We start from the raw sequence: 15393 nt of genomic DNA, 5'->3' as shown, positions 1-15393 counted from the left end.
GCACCAATAACTGCGGTTATGGTTCCCGACGGTGCGCTTATGTGCAATACGTTCGTTTCCTTATGCCGATTGGTTATTTCGCTCATGGATCATATAAATCATCACCGCCGCAAACTCTTGACGTTAAGCTGTGCCGCAATGGGTGTCGCCTTGCTGCCCAGTACCTCCTTTGCCATGCTTTCTACGCCCAGGCCCCGTATTCTCTCGCTGAATAACCTGAACACCGGAGAAACATTAAAAACCGAATTCTTTAACGGTAAAGGGTATAATGCCTCGGAATTGTCGCGCCTTAATCATTTTTTCCGTGATTACCGCGCCAATAAAGTGACGAGTATCGATCCGCGCTTGTTTGATCATATCTACCGCCTGCAAATGATGCTCGATACCAACAAACCGGTACAATTGATTTCAGGTTACCGTTCGGTGGACACCAACAACGAACTGCGCGCGCACAGTTCCGGAGTGGCCAAGCACAGCTACCATACGCTGGGTAAAGCGATGGATTTCCATATCCAGGGCGTGCAGCTGAGCAACATCCGCAAGGCGGCAATGAAAATGCGCATGGGCGGGGTAGGCTATTATCCCAGCAGTAACTTCGTCCATATCGATACCGGTCCGGTTAGAGCCTGGTGAGCCTGTTATCGCCGGGCCCCGGGTAGCGGCGGCAGGCGAAAACAGAGAGTAATGAAGTATGATGAAATACCATATTGTCCCGGTTACCGCCTTCAGCCAGAATTGTTCGCTGATATGGTGTGACAAAACCGGCGAAGCGGCGCTGGTCGATCCCGGCGGCGACGCGGCCAGGCTTATCGCGGCGGTGGCGGAAAAACCGGTTGCGATAAAACAAATTCTGCTGACCCATGGCCATCTGGACCATGTCGGCGCCGCCGCCGAGCTTGCGGCCCATTATGGCGTGCCCATTGTCGGCCCGCAGCGCGAAGATCTTTTTTTACTGGCGGGGCTGCCGGAGCAAAGCCGCATGTTCGGCCTGGATGACTGCCGGCCCCTGACGCCGGATCGCTGGCTGGAAGAGGGCGACGAGGTCCTGGTCGGCGACGAGCGTTTCGCCATCCTGCACTGCCCGGGCCACACTCCCGGACATATCGTATTTTATAACGCCGCCGCGCATTTTATCCTGATGGGCGATGTGCTGTTTTACGGCGGGGTTGGCCGCAGCGATTTCCCGCGCGGCAATCATCAGGATTTAATCAATTCTATTCGCACCAAACTCCTGCCCCTGGGCGACGATATCGATTTTCTGCCCGGCCATGGACCTATGTCCACCCTTGGCCATGAACGCCTGACCAATCCTTTCCTGCGATAAAAAAAACCGCCGGTTAAGGCGGTTCTGACTGTTGACGGACCCGCCTCCTGCTTATTCTTAATCAATGAGCAGGAGGCCGGTGCTTTCGCTGCCACCGGGACAATCCGGCGTCCAGGCGACGCGACATCCGCCACCCCCGCCGCCAAAACCGCGCCCGGTCAACAGACATCACCCCGCCGGCAAACCTTGCCGATGCCCGTAAACGCGCACGTTATGCGGTTACACGCCGTTAAAGCACCGCCACGATGGCTTCGCACAATTGCGCCATATTCCCGGTGGTCATGCCCGCCACATTCACCCGGCCAGAGTTCACCGCATACACGCCGAACTCGCTGCGCAGCCGCAATACCTGATCTTTGGTCAGGCCGCTGAACGAGAACATGCCGTTTTGCGCATTGATAAACTCGAAATCCTGCTGCGCGCCTTTCTCCCGCAGGGTATTGACGAACAGCTGGCGCATGCGCCGTATACGCTGGCGCATTTCGGTCAGTTCCTGCTCCCACAGCGCCTTCAGCGCCTCGTTGCCTAAAATGGTGGCGACAATCGCGGCGCCGTGGGCCGGCGGATTGGAATAATTGGCGCGAATACAGGATTTTAGCTGGCTGAAGATCTTATCGGCGGTGTCGGCATCGGCGCCGACCAGGGTGCAGGCGCCAACGCGCTCATTATACAGACCGAAATTTTTGGAATACGAACTGGCGATAATCATTTCCGCATGGTTCTCGGCAAAGATACGCAGGCCCTGCGCATCTTCTTCCAGCCCATGGGCAAACCCCTGGTAGGCGAAATCAAATAACGGCAGCCAGCCTTTGCTCCGCGACAGCTCGGCCAGGGTACGCCATTGCGCCTCTGTCGGGTCGATACCGGTGGGGTTATGGCAGCAGCCGTGGAATAACACGACGTCGCCGGCCTGGGCCTGCTCAAGGCTTGCCAGCATGCCGGCGAAGTTAAGCTGGTGGCTGACGGCGTCGTAATAATCGTAGTCGGCGGTTTCAATACCGGCGGCGGCGAAGATATTTTTATGGTTCGGCCAGGTGGGGGTGCTGATCCAGACGCGCCGGGTCGTGGTGTTGCTGGCCAGGAAATCCGCGGCGACGCGAAGCCCGCCGGTGCCGCCGGGCGTTTGCGCCGTGCGGGCGCGGTTGGCGCTGATAATCGTGCTGCCGGTGCCGAACAGCAGCGTTTGGGTACAGCGGGCGAACGCCGGCAAGCCGTCGATACCGAGATAATTTTTGGTGACTTCGTTTTCCAGCAGCAATTGTTCGGCTTTTTTGACGCTGGTGAGCACCGGTGTCTGGCCGGTTTCATCTTTATACACGCCGATGCCCAGGTTGATTTTATTGGGCCGATCGTCGGCACGGAAAACGTCCAGCAAACCAAGGATAGGATCGGCGGCGGCCAGGGGGATAGTTTCAAACATTATGAAGGGTTCCAGAAGGTAACTAAAGGTGAGCGTAGAGTGTTATCAGGTTACCGCCAGAAACGTGCTTTGCCAACAGGCTGGGGAAAAAAACGCTGTGACGGCGCAAGGGAATTTACCGGAAAAGGGCAAATGGACGGCATTGGCGGAAAAAAACAAAAAAAAAGCGGGGCAGCCACCCCGCTTCTTTATCTTGACCTGCAGTTATGATGCGCTGCAAGGACGTCCGTGTCGGCTTAGAACTGGTAAACCAGGCCCAGTGCCACGGTGTCGTCGGTACCCATGCCCAGCTTGTTGTTGTCATCAACTTTATTGATGATGTAGTCAACATAGGTGGACATGTTTTTGTTGAAGTAGTAGGTAGCGCCAACTTCGTAGTATTTCAGGATATCAGTGTCGCCGATGCCTTCAACATCTTTCGCTTTGGACTGGCCGTAAGCGATGGACGGACGCAGACCGAAGTCAAACTGATACTGGGCAACCAGCAGGATGTCCTGGGTTTTATTGGCAAAGCCATCAACACCGGTAGTCACGCCGCCAGTGGTAACCGGCGCGGTGATACGGGTTGCGTTACGGGTTTCGCCGTAGGTGGCAGCCAGGTAAATATTGTTAGCGTCATATTTAACCGACGTTGCCCATTGTTCGGCACGGTCGCCCTGGCCAATCGGCGAGGCGTTCTGCGTTTCGGTACGATCGGAGGAAGCATAAGCACCTACGATGCCTAAGCCGATAGGAGAAACGTATGATACGGAACCGCCGTAGCCGTCGCCGTTAGCGCGGCCGAAATCAGCGCCGGTACGTTCGTTTTTGCCCTGGTATTGCAAGGCAAAATCCAGGCCGTCGGCCAGGCCGAAGAAATTGGTGTTGCGGTAGGTGGCAACGCCGGTGGTACGGCCGACCATAAAGTTATCGGTGTACGCGGTATCACCGCCGAACTCCGGCAGCATATCGGTCCAGCCCAGGGCGTCATACACTACGCCGTAGTTACGGCCGTAATCGAATGAACCGTAGTCACCGAATTTCAAACCGGCAAAGCCCAGACGGGTTTTGTTGCCGTCTTGCGCGTCGGTGCCGCCTTCAGTGTGGTTGGCGTTAAACTGGTATTCCCACTGGCCGTAACCGGTCAGTTGGTCGTTAATCTGGGTTTCGCCTTTAAAGCCGAGACGCGCATAGGTCTGATCGCCGTCGCCCGCAAAGCTGTTGTCGTTGTCGTTAGAGAAGTAATGCAGGCCGACAGCTTTACCGTACAGATCCAGTTTGTTACCGTCTTTATTATAAACTTCGGCCGCATTAGCCGCGCCAGCAGCCAACAAGGCTGGAATTACCACTGCAAGAAGATTGCGCTTCATCATTATTACTACCCTCATTGGTGTTATTCGGACACCTGCCACTGCCGCTAACATTTCTAGATGAAACATTATTGAGAGTTTGGTGTCTTCCTGTGTCTGCACGCAGTGTTCCATTCGTGGACCTGTTAATCCACATGGAAAATGCTACAAAGGTCGCAATGATGTTTCAGCGGGAAACCGTGTGTTACAAAATGTAAATTTCACGGAACTTTGTGAGAGAACTCAAACTTTGAAAAGATAAAGGCCAGCATCGCTGGCCTCCAGAAGTTATATATATGTTTTTCTTATATTTTAAGAAGAAAATTAGAAGTTCGCATTGCGCGGGCTGCGTGGGAAGGGGATTACGTCACGAATATTTTGCATTCCTGTGACATAAACGATCAAACGTTCAAACCCGAGTCCGAAACCCGAATGCGGCACGGTGCCGTAACGACGCAGATCGCGGTACCACCAATAATCTTCTTTATTCAGCCCCATTTCCGCCAAACGATCGTCAAGCCGGTCCAGACGTTCTTCACGCTGTGAACCGCCGATGATTTCGCCAATTCCCGGCGCCAGCACATCCATGGCGGCCACCGTTTTGCCGTCGTCGTTCTGACGCATATAAAACGCCTTGATGTCTTTGGGGTAATTTTTTACCACCACCGGCGCTTTAAAATGTTTCTCCGCCAGGTAGCGTTCATGCTCGGAGGACAAATCGACGCCCCATGAGACCGGGTTTTCGAAGGGCTGGCCGGAGGCGATTAAAATCTCCACCGCCTCGGTATAATCAACCTGGGCAAAATCGGATGCCACAAAATGTTCCAGGCGGGTAATGGCGTCCTTATCCACGCGTTCGGCAAAAAATTTCATATCGTCGGCGCGCTCGGTGAGCACCGCCTGGAAGACATATTTCAACAGCGCTTCCGCCAGGCCGGCGATATCATCCAGATTGGCGAAAGCGACTTCCGGCTCCATCATCCAGAACTCGGCCAGATGGCGGGTGGTATTGGAGTTCTCGGCGCGGAACGTCGGGCCGAAGGTATAGACCTTGGATAGCGCGCAGGCATAGGTTTCGGCATTCAGCTGGCCGGAGACGGTCAGGAACGCTTCCTTGCCGAAAAAGTCTTCATCAAAGTTAACCTTGCCCTGGGCGGTGCGCGGCAGGTTTTCAAAATCCAGCGTGGAGACGCGGAACATCTCACCGGCGCCCTCGGCGTCGGATGCGGTGATAAGCGGCGTGGAGACCCAGAAGAAGCCGCGCTCATCCATAAAGCGGTGGATGGCCTGCGCCAGGGTATGGCGCACCCGGGCGACGGCGCCGATCATATTCGTGCGCGGGCGCAGGTGCGCCACCTCGCGCAGATATTCAACGCTGTGGCGTTTCGCCGCCATCGGATACGTGTCGGGATCGTCCACCCAGCCCAGCACGTCCACTTTGTCCGCCTGGATCTCGAAGCGCTGGCCGCCGCCCAGCGATTCGGTCACCCGGCCGGTGATCGCCACCGAACAGCCGGTGGTCAGGCGCAGGATGTCCGACTTGTAATTCGGCAGAGTATTATTTATGACGGCCTGTAAAGGATCAAAGCAGGAACCGTCATAGACGGCGAGAAAGGAGATACCGGCTTTAGAATCTCTCCGGGTACGCACCCAACCATATACAGTGACTTCACTGTCAGCCGGTATGCGCCCTTGCAGTACATCGACTACAGGCACTACGCTCATAAATGACTCTCTTAACTCATTGTGATGGGGGATTAAACATTATCGCCGCGGCGAAAGCTGTAATATGTTACTTGGCGGGCAGAAGGACACAAGCGAAAATCATCATTTAATGACAGATTTTGCCTGCGGGCGCAAACAATCGCCGGGTAAGGGGAACAATGGGGCGCGATGCGCGCGCCGGAAGAGGAGCCGGCGCGGGATAGGGCAAGCATCAGCTGGCTTTTTTCACCAGCGGTAAATCAAAGGCCTTGCGCAGCGCACGGACGAACTCTTTGTCCTGGCACATGCTTTTACCGGGGCTGTCGGACAGTTTCGCCACCGGTTTGCCGTTGCACTCCACAAGCTTGATCACGATATTCAGCGGCTTAACCCCCGGGATATCGCACGTTAGCCGGGTGCCGATACCGAACACCAGGTTAATCCGCTGCCAGAAGTGGCGATACAGCGCCAGCGCCTTGTCGAAGTCAAGGCTGTCGGAAAAGACCAGGGTCTTGGTCAGCGGGTCGATACCCAGCTTCTGGTAATGGGCAATCGCCTTCTCGCCCCATTCCACCGGGTCGCCGGAATCATGGCGCAGTCCCTGGTAGCGCGTGGCAAAACCGGCGCCGAAATCACGCAGGAACGCATCCATGGTAATGCAATCGGTCAGGGCGATGCCCAACTGATCGGGATATTCGTCCAACCAGGCCTGAAGCGCGGCGCGCTGGCTATTGGCCAGTACCGGACTTATCTGCTGGTGGGCCTGAAACCATTCATGGGCCTGGGTGCCCACCGGCGTTAACGACAGCCGCCGGGCCAGATCGTAGTTGCTGGTGCCGATGAGATAAGGGAAGTCCCGCTGCAGTTCGCGGACCACATCGTACTGGACCTGGCGCGAAAACCGCCTGCGGGTGCCGAAATCCATCAGTTTGAAACGGGAGATATCGATATCGCGGCTGCGGTCGCGGAAATGCTGCAGTTTTTGCCGCAGCTGCGTCAGCGCCATGTCGCGCACATCGAAAGGCGTGCGCCGGCGATGGACCACTTCGCTGATGACCGCCAGCAATGGCACTTCCCACAGGATCACCTCACGCCACGGGCCGGTAATGCGGATATCGAGCTTGCCGTTATGATCGCGCACCCGCACCTGGCGCGGGTCGAACCGGAACGCGCGCAGCCACGCCAGATAATCCTGGTGGAAAAAAGGCAGCGCCGAGAGAAAGGCGAATTCCTCGTCGCTCAGCGCCAGGTTACGCATCAGCTCGATTTGCGCGCCGATTTCGGCGGCGTATTCGCCCAGCATATCGTCGCCGCGGCAGCGGAACTCGGCGGTACCCGTAACATCATGGTAACGATGATAAACCGCCTGCTGCATATGCAACTTGTAGGCATCAGTGTCAAGTATCGACGTTAAAATCGGCTCAATGGCTAAAGTCATGGCGCGCTACAGCATCCTCTTGCGACACATAAATACAGTCGGATAAATGGCAAATCGACTGAAGTGTACCCGGCTTGTTCTGTAAGTGTAGTCACATCAAATCATAAATGGCGCTGCAACGTCGAGGCTTAAACGTGCCGTCCGGGCTGAAACGACATGATAAAACCCGTGGTGCAGCGTCACGATCTTTTTCAACCCCCTGCGCGGGCATTTTAACGGGCCATGCCGCTTAACAATGGCAACATGGTCTTAACAGGAATAGACTTATCACAGAGAAATCAATGACGATGCCAAAAGGTTAATTATGACTCAACAGCCGCTAGCAAAATACCGCCATGATTATCGTGCGCCGGATTATACCATCACCGATATCAGCCTGGAGTTTGATCTTAACGCCGAAACCACTACGGTAACGGCGGTCAGTAACGTTGTCAGGAAAGGACCGGCGGGAGCGCCGCTGGTATTAAACGGCGAGGACCTGCAGCTGCTTAACGTCAGCATCGATGGGCAGCCTTGGGCGCACTACCGTCAGGAAGGGCCGCTGCTGGTGATTGAACAGCTGCCCGGGGCGTTTACCCTTACCATCGTGAATGTGATTCATCCGGCGCAGAACTCGGCGCTGGAAGGGTTGTACCTGTCCGGCGACGCCCTGTGCACGCAATGCGAGGCGGAGGGTTTCCGCCATATTACTTATTATCTGGACCGCCCGGACGTGCTGGCGCGCTTTACCACCCGCATTATCGCCGACAAAACACGCTATCCCTTCCTGCTGTCCAACGGCAACCGCATTGACGGCGGCGAAATGGCCGACGGCCGCCATTGGGTGGTCTGGCAGGACCCGTTCCCTAAACCCTGCTATCTCTTTGCCCTGGTGGCCGGTGATTTCGACGTGCTGCGCGACAGTTTCACCACCCGTTCCGGACGCGAGGTGGCGCTGGAGCTGTTTGTCGATCGCGGCAACCTGGATCGCGCCGATTGGGCGATGACCTCGCTTAAGCAGGCGATGCGCTGGGATGAAGCCCGCTTCGGCCTGGAATACGATCTCGACATCTTTATGATTGTCGCCGTGGATTTCTTTAATATGGGCGCCATGGAAAACAAGGGATTGAATGTGTTCAATTCCAAATATGTGCTGGCGCGCGCTGAGACCGCCACCGATAGTGATTATCTGAATATCGAGCGGGTTATCGGCCATGAATATTTCCATAACTGGACCGGCAACCGTATCACCTGCCGGGACTGGTTCCAACTGAGCCTGAAGGAAGGGTTGACGGTCTTTCGCGATCAGGAATTCAGCGCCGATCTCGGCTCGCGCCCGGTGAACCGCATCGGCAACGTGCGCGTGATGCGCGGCTCGCAGTTTGCCGAGGACGCCAGCCCGATGGCCCACCCGATTCGTCCCGAGAAGGTTATCGAGATGAATAACTTCTATACCGTGACGGTCTATGAAAAGGGCGCGGAAGTGATCCGCATGCTGCATACGCTTTTGGGCGAAGAAAAGTTCCAGGCCGGGATGCGGCTGTATGTTGAGCGCCACGACGGATCCGCCGCCACCTGCGATGATTTTGTCAACGCCATGGAACAGGCTTCCGGTATCGACCTGACCCAGTTCCGCCGGTGGTATAGCCAGTCCGGTACGCCGGTATTGTCGGTGCGCGATGACTATAACCCCGAGTTGCGGCAATATCAGCTGCACGTCAGCCAGATGACCCCGCCGACCGCCGATCAGGCAGAGAAACTGCCGTTGCATATTCCGCTGGATATCGAGCTTTATGATATCCAGGGCCAGGTGATTCCTTTGCGGCGCGACGGCCGGCCGGTGAACAATGTGCTGAATATCACCGACGCGGTGCAGACGTTTATTTTTGACGATGTGCCGTCGTTGCCGGTGCCGTCGCTGCTGCGCGGATTCTCCGCGCCGGTGAAGCTCGATTACCCCTATAGCGATCAGCAGCTTACCTTGCTGATGCGTTTTGCCACCGACGAGTTTTCCCGTTGGGACGCCGCGCAGAGCCTGCTGTCGATTTATATTCGCCTGAGCGTGGCGCGCGTGAGCCAGGGCCTGCCGCTGAGCCTGCCGCTGCATGTGGCCGATGCCTTCCGGGGCGTGTTGCTCGACCCCTCCCTCGACCCGGCGCTGGCGGCGCAGATCCTGACGCTGCCCAGCGAAAACGAGATGGCGGAATTATTCAGCGTTATCGATCCGGCGGCCATCCATGAAGTGCATGAGGCGCTGATCCGCTGTCTGGCGACGGAGCTGGCCGATGAGCTGCTGGCGGTTTACCAGGCCAACAAGACGCCGGTATACCGGGTCGTGCACGCGGATATCGGCAAGCGCGCTTTGCGCAATATTTGCCTGTATTACCTGGCGTTCGGCGAACACGATCGGGCGGTCAGGCTCACCACCGCGCAGTATCACGCGGCGGACAATATGACCGATGCGCTGGCGGCGATGTCCGCCGCCGTGGCGGCGCAGCTGCCGTGCCAGGCGACGCTGCTGGCCGAGTTCGACGAGCGCTGGCATCATGACGGCCTGGTGATGGATAAATGGTTTACCCTGCAGGCCACCAGCCCGGCCGACGATGTGCTCGCCCAGGTTAAATCCCTGCTGACCCATCGCTCCTTCAGCCTGAACAACCCTAACCGTATCCGGTCGCTCATCGGCGCGTTCAGCGCGGGCAATCCGTCGGCGTTCCATGCCGCCGACGGCAGCGGCTACCGCTTCCTGGCCGAAATCCTGGTCGAGCTGAATACGCGTAATCCGCAGGTGGCCTCAAGGCTTATCGAGCCGCTGATCCGGCTGCGGCGTTACGATGAGTCGCGCCAGGCATTGATGCGCGAGGCGCTGGCGACGTTGCAGGCGCTGCCGAACCTGTCCGGGGATTTGTATGAAAAAATTACCAAGGCGTTAGGTTAGCCAGGCGGCGGCGGGGTTATGGCGCCCCGCCGACGCGCCATAACCCCGCCGCAAGGGGGCTTTTTTGATCTGGCGCGAGCGATTGCGCTTTTTTTACGCCGTTTGATTTCTTTTCCGCGCCCGATACTTGATAATACCGCCCCGGTTGCCACCGGGATATCAGGAGACGATATGTTTTATCCCCTCATCAGACAGGCTTTATTCCAGCTCGATCCAGAACGTGCCCATGAATTAACCTTCCAGCAGTTGCGCCGAATTAGCGGCACGCCATTCGAGTTTCTGGTGCGCCAGTCGGTGCCGACCAAGACGGTCAATTGCATGGGGATAGCGTTTAAGAATCCGCTGGGACTCGCCGCCGGCCTGGATAAAGATGGTGATTGCATCGACGCGCTCGGCGCCATGGGTTTTGGCTTTATCGAGGTCGGCACGGTAACGCCGCGTCCGCAGCCCGGTAATGATAAACCACGCCTGTTCCGGCTTGTCGAGGCGGAAGGGCTGATCAACCGGATGGGATTTAACAATAAAGGCGTGGATTATCTGGTTGAAAACGTTAAAAAATCCCATTTTGGCGGCGTGTTGGGAATCAATATCGGCAAAAACAAGGCGACGCCGGTGGAGCAGGGCAAGGAGGATTATCTGCTGTGCATGGATAAGATATATCCTTACGCCGGCTATATAGCGATAAACATTTCCTCCCCCAATACCCCGGGACTGCGCACGCTGCAATTCGGCGAAGCGCTGGACGATTTATTGTTGGCGATTAAGAATAAGCAGTCCGAACTGCAAAAGTATCACCACAAATATGTTCCGGTTGCGGTCAAAATAGCCCCCGACCTGACGGACGAAGAGCTGGTCCAGGTTGCCGACAGCCTGGTCCGTCATAATATCGACGGCGTCATCGCCACCAACACCACCACCGATCGGCACCTGGTGCAGGGCCTGAACCATTGCAACCAGACCGGCGGGTTAAGCGGCCGTCCCTTACAAGCGCGCAGTACGGAAGTGATTCGCCGACTGTTCCGTGAATTAAACGGCAAATTGCCCATCATCGGGGTAGGGGGAATTGATTCCTTGATCGCCGCGAGGGAAAAAATGGACGCCGGCGCCGCGCTTATTCAAATATATTCCGGCTTTATTTTTCACGGTCCCCGTCTGATTAAAGACATTGTTACCCATATTTGATCATTTTTTTCTCATTAAACGGCTTGGGGGGTTTATTTATTCCCCAGGCTCGTTTATCTTTTATCCGTTTGCTGTTAATTTATCCGTAGAATTATTTTCTAAACGCTAAAATTCTTTGCAGGATATTTCATAATCGATTGCGACGTGATGAAAGGATTTAAAGATGAAATTCACTCCCGGCGATAATTGGCGTTGGTTTTATGATGCCGAGCATGATCGGATGATGCTGGATCTCGCTGACGGTATGATATTCCGTTCACGCTTTTGCGCTAAGACACTGACGCCCGATGCGTTTAGCGAAACGGTATTCTGCGTAGACGACGCCGCGCTCTATTTTACCTTAGCCGAAAAGTGTCGGGCGCTGCCGTTAAAGGAAGAACAGCAGGCGGAGCTTATCCTCAATGCCCTGGTGGCATTGCGCTTCCTCAAACCACTGATGCCGAAGAGCTGGCATTTCCGGCCGCAGCTCACGCCGTTGAACTGGCATCCCGTGATGGGCGACGACGTGCTGGTGCGCCTCAATGACAATGGCGAATATGCGCGGCTGCTGGTGGCGGAAGCGGGCGATAACGCCAGCCTGTGCGTGCTGGCGCAGGCGCAGCTTACCCTGGCCGCGCGTAAAATCGTGCTGGGCGACGCCATCAAAATTATGCACGACCGGTTATTACCTTACCCGCGCCAGGACGATATCCAGTACGCCGCCGCGGTGTAGCCGCCTTTCGGCGTATGCGGGGCGCGTATGCCGCCCGGAAGTTAGCCAAGACGCAAATCGCTTTTGGGTATGCAACTGCAGGACAGCACCTGGCCGGGTTCTTCGACCGCGCTGGCTTTCAGCGGCGCGACCTCGCCTTCAAGCAACCTTACCTTGCAGGTGCCGCAGATGCCTGCCCGGCATGAATAAGGAATGCGAATCCCCTGTTGCTCAAGCTGCTCCAGCAATACCTGCTGGTTATTGCCGCGAAAGCGCCGTCCCTGGTAATCAATCATCACCTGCCGCTCGCCGTCCACCGGCGCCGCCAGGGTTGCGCTTACCGCGCCGCCTCCGTAACGCCTGGGCTCCTGTTCCGCCAGTATTTCAATCATGTCGCCGGCGCGGATGATGCCGCTGGAGCGCGCGATCAGATTTTGGCCGAAATCCACATCGCCGTTATCGGCGGTGCGGTAGCCCTGCAAGGTGCGCAAAGGCTCCGTCGCCGGGTGTTTACGGCCCAGTTCCACGCTCACGGTGGTGAGCACGCAGCGGCTGCAGGGCTTGACCGCCTCGAACTCGACGTCGCCGATGCGAATGCGCCGCCAGCCGTCCTCGGCAAAAGGCGCCGCACCCGCCGCCACCAAATTCGGCCGGAACTGGGTAATATTGATGCCGGCGGGACAGCGCCCCTGCAAATCCCTGAACGAAGCCTCGCCGATCAGCAAAAAGGGGTAACCGTCGGCAAACGACAGCGGTATGCCGGGATAGCGTTTGACCCGCCGGTGGCTTTGCTCCCCGGTCCAGCGTAGCTGCACCGCGCGACCTAAATAGCCGCTTAACCAGTTATTGATGGCCTCGGGTGCCACATACGCGGTAAAATGGTTGCCCCAGACTTCGGTGGGGCGGCCGTCAGGCGTGAAATCGGCAAAGCGCGCCAATATGCTTTGTCCGTCCGGCGCGCCAAGGTGCAGGCCGTTTTGTACCATCACCGGCGTAAACAGCACCATTTGCGGATATTGGCGGGCGGTAATAAAAGTACCGTCCGGGTCGGTAACCATAAATATCCGGTCAAAGGCCAGACCTTCGGCGCCCGCCAGCGCATGGGATACCTGCAAACCGCGCATTGATTTCACCGGATGAATATATAACCGCGATAAACTGACCACTTTGCCTCCCTGCCGGAACACTCTGTTGGGCCAACTTTATGACAATGGGTCGGGATTAGCTATAATGCCCAACGATTTTTCTTTTTGATGATAAGTGACATGATGAACGCACTCTTTGCCAGTACGGCACAAGGTTTAGAAGAACTGTTAAAAAGCGAGCTGGAAGCACTGGGTGCGCTCGACTGTAAAATAGCCCTGGGCGGGGTGCACTTTCACGGCGACGATCGGCTGCTGTACCAAAGCCTGCTCTGGAGCCGCCTGGCTTCGCGCATCCTGCTGCCGCTGACCGATTTTGACGTTTTCAGCGATGATGACCTCTATCAAGGGGTGCGGGGTATCGACTGGCCGGCGATTTTTTCGGTGGATAAGTCCTTTGTCGTGCATTTCAGCGGCACCAATGAGGCTATCCGCAACAGCCAGTACGGCACGCTGCGGGTAAAAGACGCCATCGTCGACAGTTTCGCCGATGCCCTGGACCAGCGTCCGGATGTGGCCAAACAGCAGCCGGATATCCGCGTGCAGGTGTTTTTGCACCGCGACCATGCCATGGTATCGCTGGACCTGAGCGGCGGCGGGCTGCACCAGCGCGGCTACCGCGACGGCGCGGGCCAGGCGCCGCTCAAGGAAAACCTGGCGGCCGCCATCGTGCTGCGCTCCGGCTGGCAGGCGGGCACGCCGCTGCTGGACCCAATGTGCGGCTCCGGCACCCTGCTGATCGAAGCGGCGCTGATGGCGGCGGATCGTGCGCCCGGCCTGCTGCGTCAGCAATGGGGCTTTTACGGCTGGCGCGGCCATAACGAATCCCTGTGGCAGGATGTGCTGGCCGCGGCGCGCGCGCGCGCCGCGGCGGGGGCCGGCGCCGCTTCACGCTTTTTTGGCTCCGACAACGATGCGCGCGTGCTGGAAAAAGCGCGCGCCAATGCCCGTCACGCAGACATCGCCGATCTGATCACCTTCTCGGTTAATGATGTGGCTAATCTGGCCAACCCGCAGCCTGACGGCCCGACCGGCACGGTGATCAGCAATCCGCCCTATGGCGAGCGGCTGGAAAGCGAGCCGGCGCTGATCGCGTTGTATAATCTGCTCGGGCGCATCATGAAAAGCCGGTTCGGCGGCTGGCGGCTGTCGCTGTTCAGCGCGTCGCCGGTATTGTTAAGCGCGCTGCAATTACGCGCGGAGCGTTCGTTTAAAGCAAAAAACGGCCCGCTGGACTGCGAGCAGAAAAACTACCTGCTGGCCGAGACGCCGAACGTGGCGGTAGCCCGCGACATCGCGCCCGATTTCGCCAACCGGCTGCGTAAAAATATCCGCGGCCTGGAAAAATGGGCCGCCAAGCAGCATCTGGATTGTTATCGTCTTTATGACGCCGATTTGCCCGAATATAACGTCGCCATCGATCGCTACAGTTCATGGGTGGTGATCCAGGAGTATGTGGCGCCAAAAACCATTGAGCCGGAAAAAGCGCGCCAGCGACTCTACGACGCCATCTCGGCGACCCTGTCGGTGCTGGATATCCCCGCCAGCCAACTGGTGGTGAAGGCCCGCGAGCGGCAAAAAGGCAAAAGCCAGTACGAGAAGCTGGCGCAGAAGGGCGAATTTCTGCTGGTGGACGAATATGACGCCAAACTCTGGGTCAACCTGACCGATTATCTGGATACCGGTCTGTTCCTCGATCATCGCATCGCGCGTAAAATGCTGGGCGAGATGAGCCGCGGCAAGGATTTCCTCAACTTGTTCGCTTATACCGGCAGCGCCAGCGTGCATGCGGGCATCGGCGGCGCGCGCAGCACCACCTCGGTGGATATGTCGCGCACTTATCTGGAATGGGCGGAAAAAAACCTGCGCAGCAATGGGCTGGTCGGCAAGCAGCATCGCCTGATCCAGGCTGATTGCCTGTCCTGGCTTGAACTGTCGCAGGAAACCTTCGATCTGATTTTTATCGATCCCCCCACGTTCTCCAATTCAAAACGCATGTCTGAAAGCTTCGACGTGCAACGGGATCACCTGGTGCTGATGAAAGATCTGAAAAGATTGTTACGCCCGGGCGGCACCATGATGTTCTCCAATAATAAACGCGGTTTCCAATTGGATGCCGAAGGATTACAGGCCCTCGGCCTGAAGGCGCGGTCCATCACCGAGCAAACACGCTCCCAGGACTTCGCCCGTAATCGCCATATTCACAACAGCTGGCTGATAAGCCATGCCGATCAGGATCAATAAACG

General features: G+C 57.0%; 12 protein-coding genes. 7 read left to right on the top strand and 5 right to left on the bottom strand.

Annotated features, from left to right (window positions below; translation table 11 throughout):
• Positions 1-84: 84 nt before the first annotated feature.
• Positions 85-633 (top strand): DUF882 domain-containing protein, encoded by a 549-nt coding sequence (locus tag ABUK12_RS08640; RefSeq protein WP_410015890.1) that lies wholly within the window; start codon positions 85-87, stop codon positions 631-633.
• A 61-nt stretch (positions 634-694) separates the two neighbouring features.
• Positions 695-1324 (top strand): MBL fold metallo-hydrolase, encoded by a 630-nt coding sequence (locus ABUK12_RS08635; RefSeq protein WP_410016591.1) that lies wholly within the window; start codon positions 695-697, stop codon positions 1322-1324.
• A 229-nt stretch (positions 1325-1553) separates the two neighbouring features.
• Here the strand turns inward: ABUK12_RS08635 and ABUK12_RS08630 are convergent, their stop codons facing one another.
• Complete coding sequence (locus ABUK12_RS08630; protein ID WP_410015889.1) at positions 1554-2744, bottom strand: amino acid aminotransferase; 1191 nt, start codon at positions 2742-2744, stop codon at positions 1554-1556.
• A 39-nt stretch (positions 2745-2783) separates the two neighbouring features.
• Between ABUK12_RS08630 and ABUK12_RS08625 the strand changes: the two genes are divergently transcribed.
• Complete coding sequence (locus ABUK12_RS08625) at positions 2784-2954, top strand: hypothetical protein (protein ID WP_410015888.1); 171 nt, start codon at positions 2784-2786, stop codon at positions 2952-2954.
• A 26-nt stretch (positions 2955-2980) separates the two neighbouring features.
• Here ABUK12_RS08625 and ompF read toward each other — a convergent pair whose 3' ends face one another.
• The 3 genes from ompF to pncB all read right to left on the bottom strand — a co-directional run bounded on the left by ompF (position 2981) and on the right by pncB (position 7214).
• Positions 2981-4096 (bottom strand): porin OmpF, encoded by a 1116-nt coding sequence (gene ompF / locus ABUK12_RS08620; protein WP_410015887.1) that lies wholly within the window; start codon positions 4094-4096, stop codon positions 2981-2983.
• Between the two features lie 300 nt (positions 4097-4396).
• The gene (gene asnS, locus ABUK12_RS08615; RefSeq protein ID WP_410015886.1) at positions 4397-5797 is read right to left on the bottom strand and encodes an asparagine--tRNA ligase; all 1401 of its coding nucleotides are present in this window, start codon (positions 5795-5797) and stop codon (positions 4397-4399) included.
• A 211-nt stretch (positions 5798-6008) separates the two neighbouring features.
• Positions 6009-7214: a nicotinate phosphoribosyltransferase gene (pncB, locus tag ABUK12_RS08610; RefSeq protein ID WP_410015885.1), complete on the bottom strand. Its 1206-nt coding sequence runs from the start codon at positions 7212-7214 to the stop codon at positions 6009-6011.
• A 304-nt stretch (positions 7215-7518) separates the two neighbouring features.
• Here pncB and pepN point away from each other — a divergent pair, with 304 nt between their 5' ends.
• From pepN to ABUK12_RS08595, 3 genes are all read left to right on the top strand, one after another.
• On the top strand, positions 7519-10131 hold the full coding sequence (gene pepN, locus ABUK12_RS08605) for an aminopeptidase N (protein WP_410015884.1): 2613 nt from the start codon (positions 7519-7521) through the stop codon (positions 10129-10131).
• Positions 10132-10302: 171 nt separating this feature from the next.
• Complete coding sequence (gene pyrD / locus ABUK12_RS08600) at positions 10303-11313, top strand: quinone-dependent dihydroorotate dehydrogenase (protein ID WP_410015883.1); 1011 nt, start codon at positions 10303-10305, stop codon at positions 11311-11313.
• A 163-nt stretch (positions 11314-11476) separates the two neighbouring features.
• The gene (locus tag ABUK12_RS08595; RefSeq protein ID WP_410015882.1) at positions 11477-12025 is read left to right on the top strand and encodes a cell division protein ZapC; all 549 of its coding nucleotides are present in this window, start codon (positions 11477-11479) and stop codon (positions 12023-12025) included.
• A 41-nt stretch (positions 12026-12066) separates the two neighbouring features.
• Here ABUK12_RS08595 and ABUK12_RS08590 read toward each other — a convergent pair whose 3' ends face one another.
• Positions 12067-13170 (bottom strand): YcbX family protein, encoded by a 1104-nt coding sequence (locus ABUK12_RS08590; RefSeq protein ID WP_410015881.1) that lies wholly within the window; start codon positions 13168-13170, stop codon positions 12067-12069.
• A gap of 102 nt (positions 13171-13272) precedes the next feature.
• Here ABUK12_RS08590 and rlmKL point away from each other — a divergent pair, with 102 nt between their 5' ends.
• Positions 13273-15390, top strand: coding sequence for a bifunctional 23S rRNA (guanine(2069)-N(7))-methyltransferase RlmK/23S rRNA (guanine(2445)-N(2))-methyltransferase RlmL (gene rlmKL / locus ABUK12_RS08585; RefSeq protein ID WP_410016590.1), 2118 nt, complete (start codon positions 13273-13275; stop codon positions 15388-15390).
• The last annotated feature ends 3 nt before the right edge of the window (positions 15391-15393 follow it).

The sequence above is a fragment of the Sodalis sp. C49 genome (assembly GCF_046352915.1).
In the GTDB taxonomy this organism is placed as follows: Bacteria; Pseudomonadota; Gammaproteobacteria; order Enterobacterales; family Enterobacteriaceae; genus Acerihabitans.
Note: the sequence above shows the minus strand (reverse complement) of the source record. Positions and strands in the feature narration are given on the sequence as shown.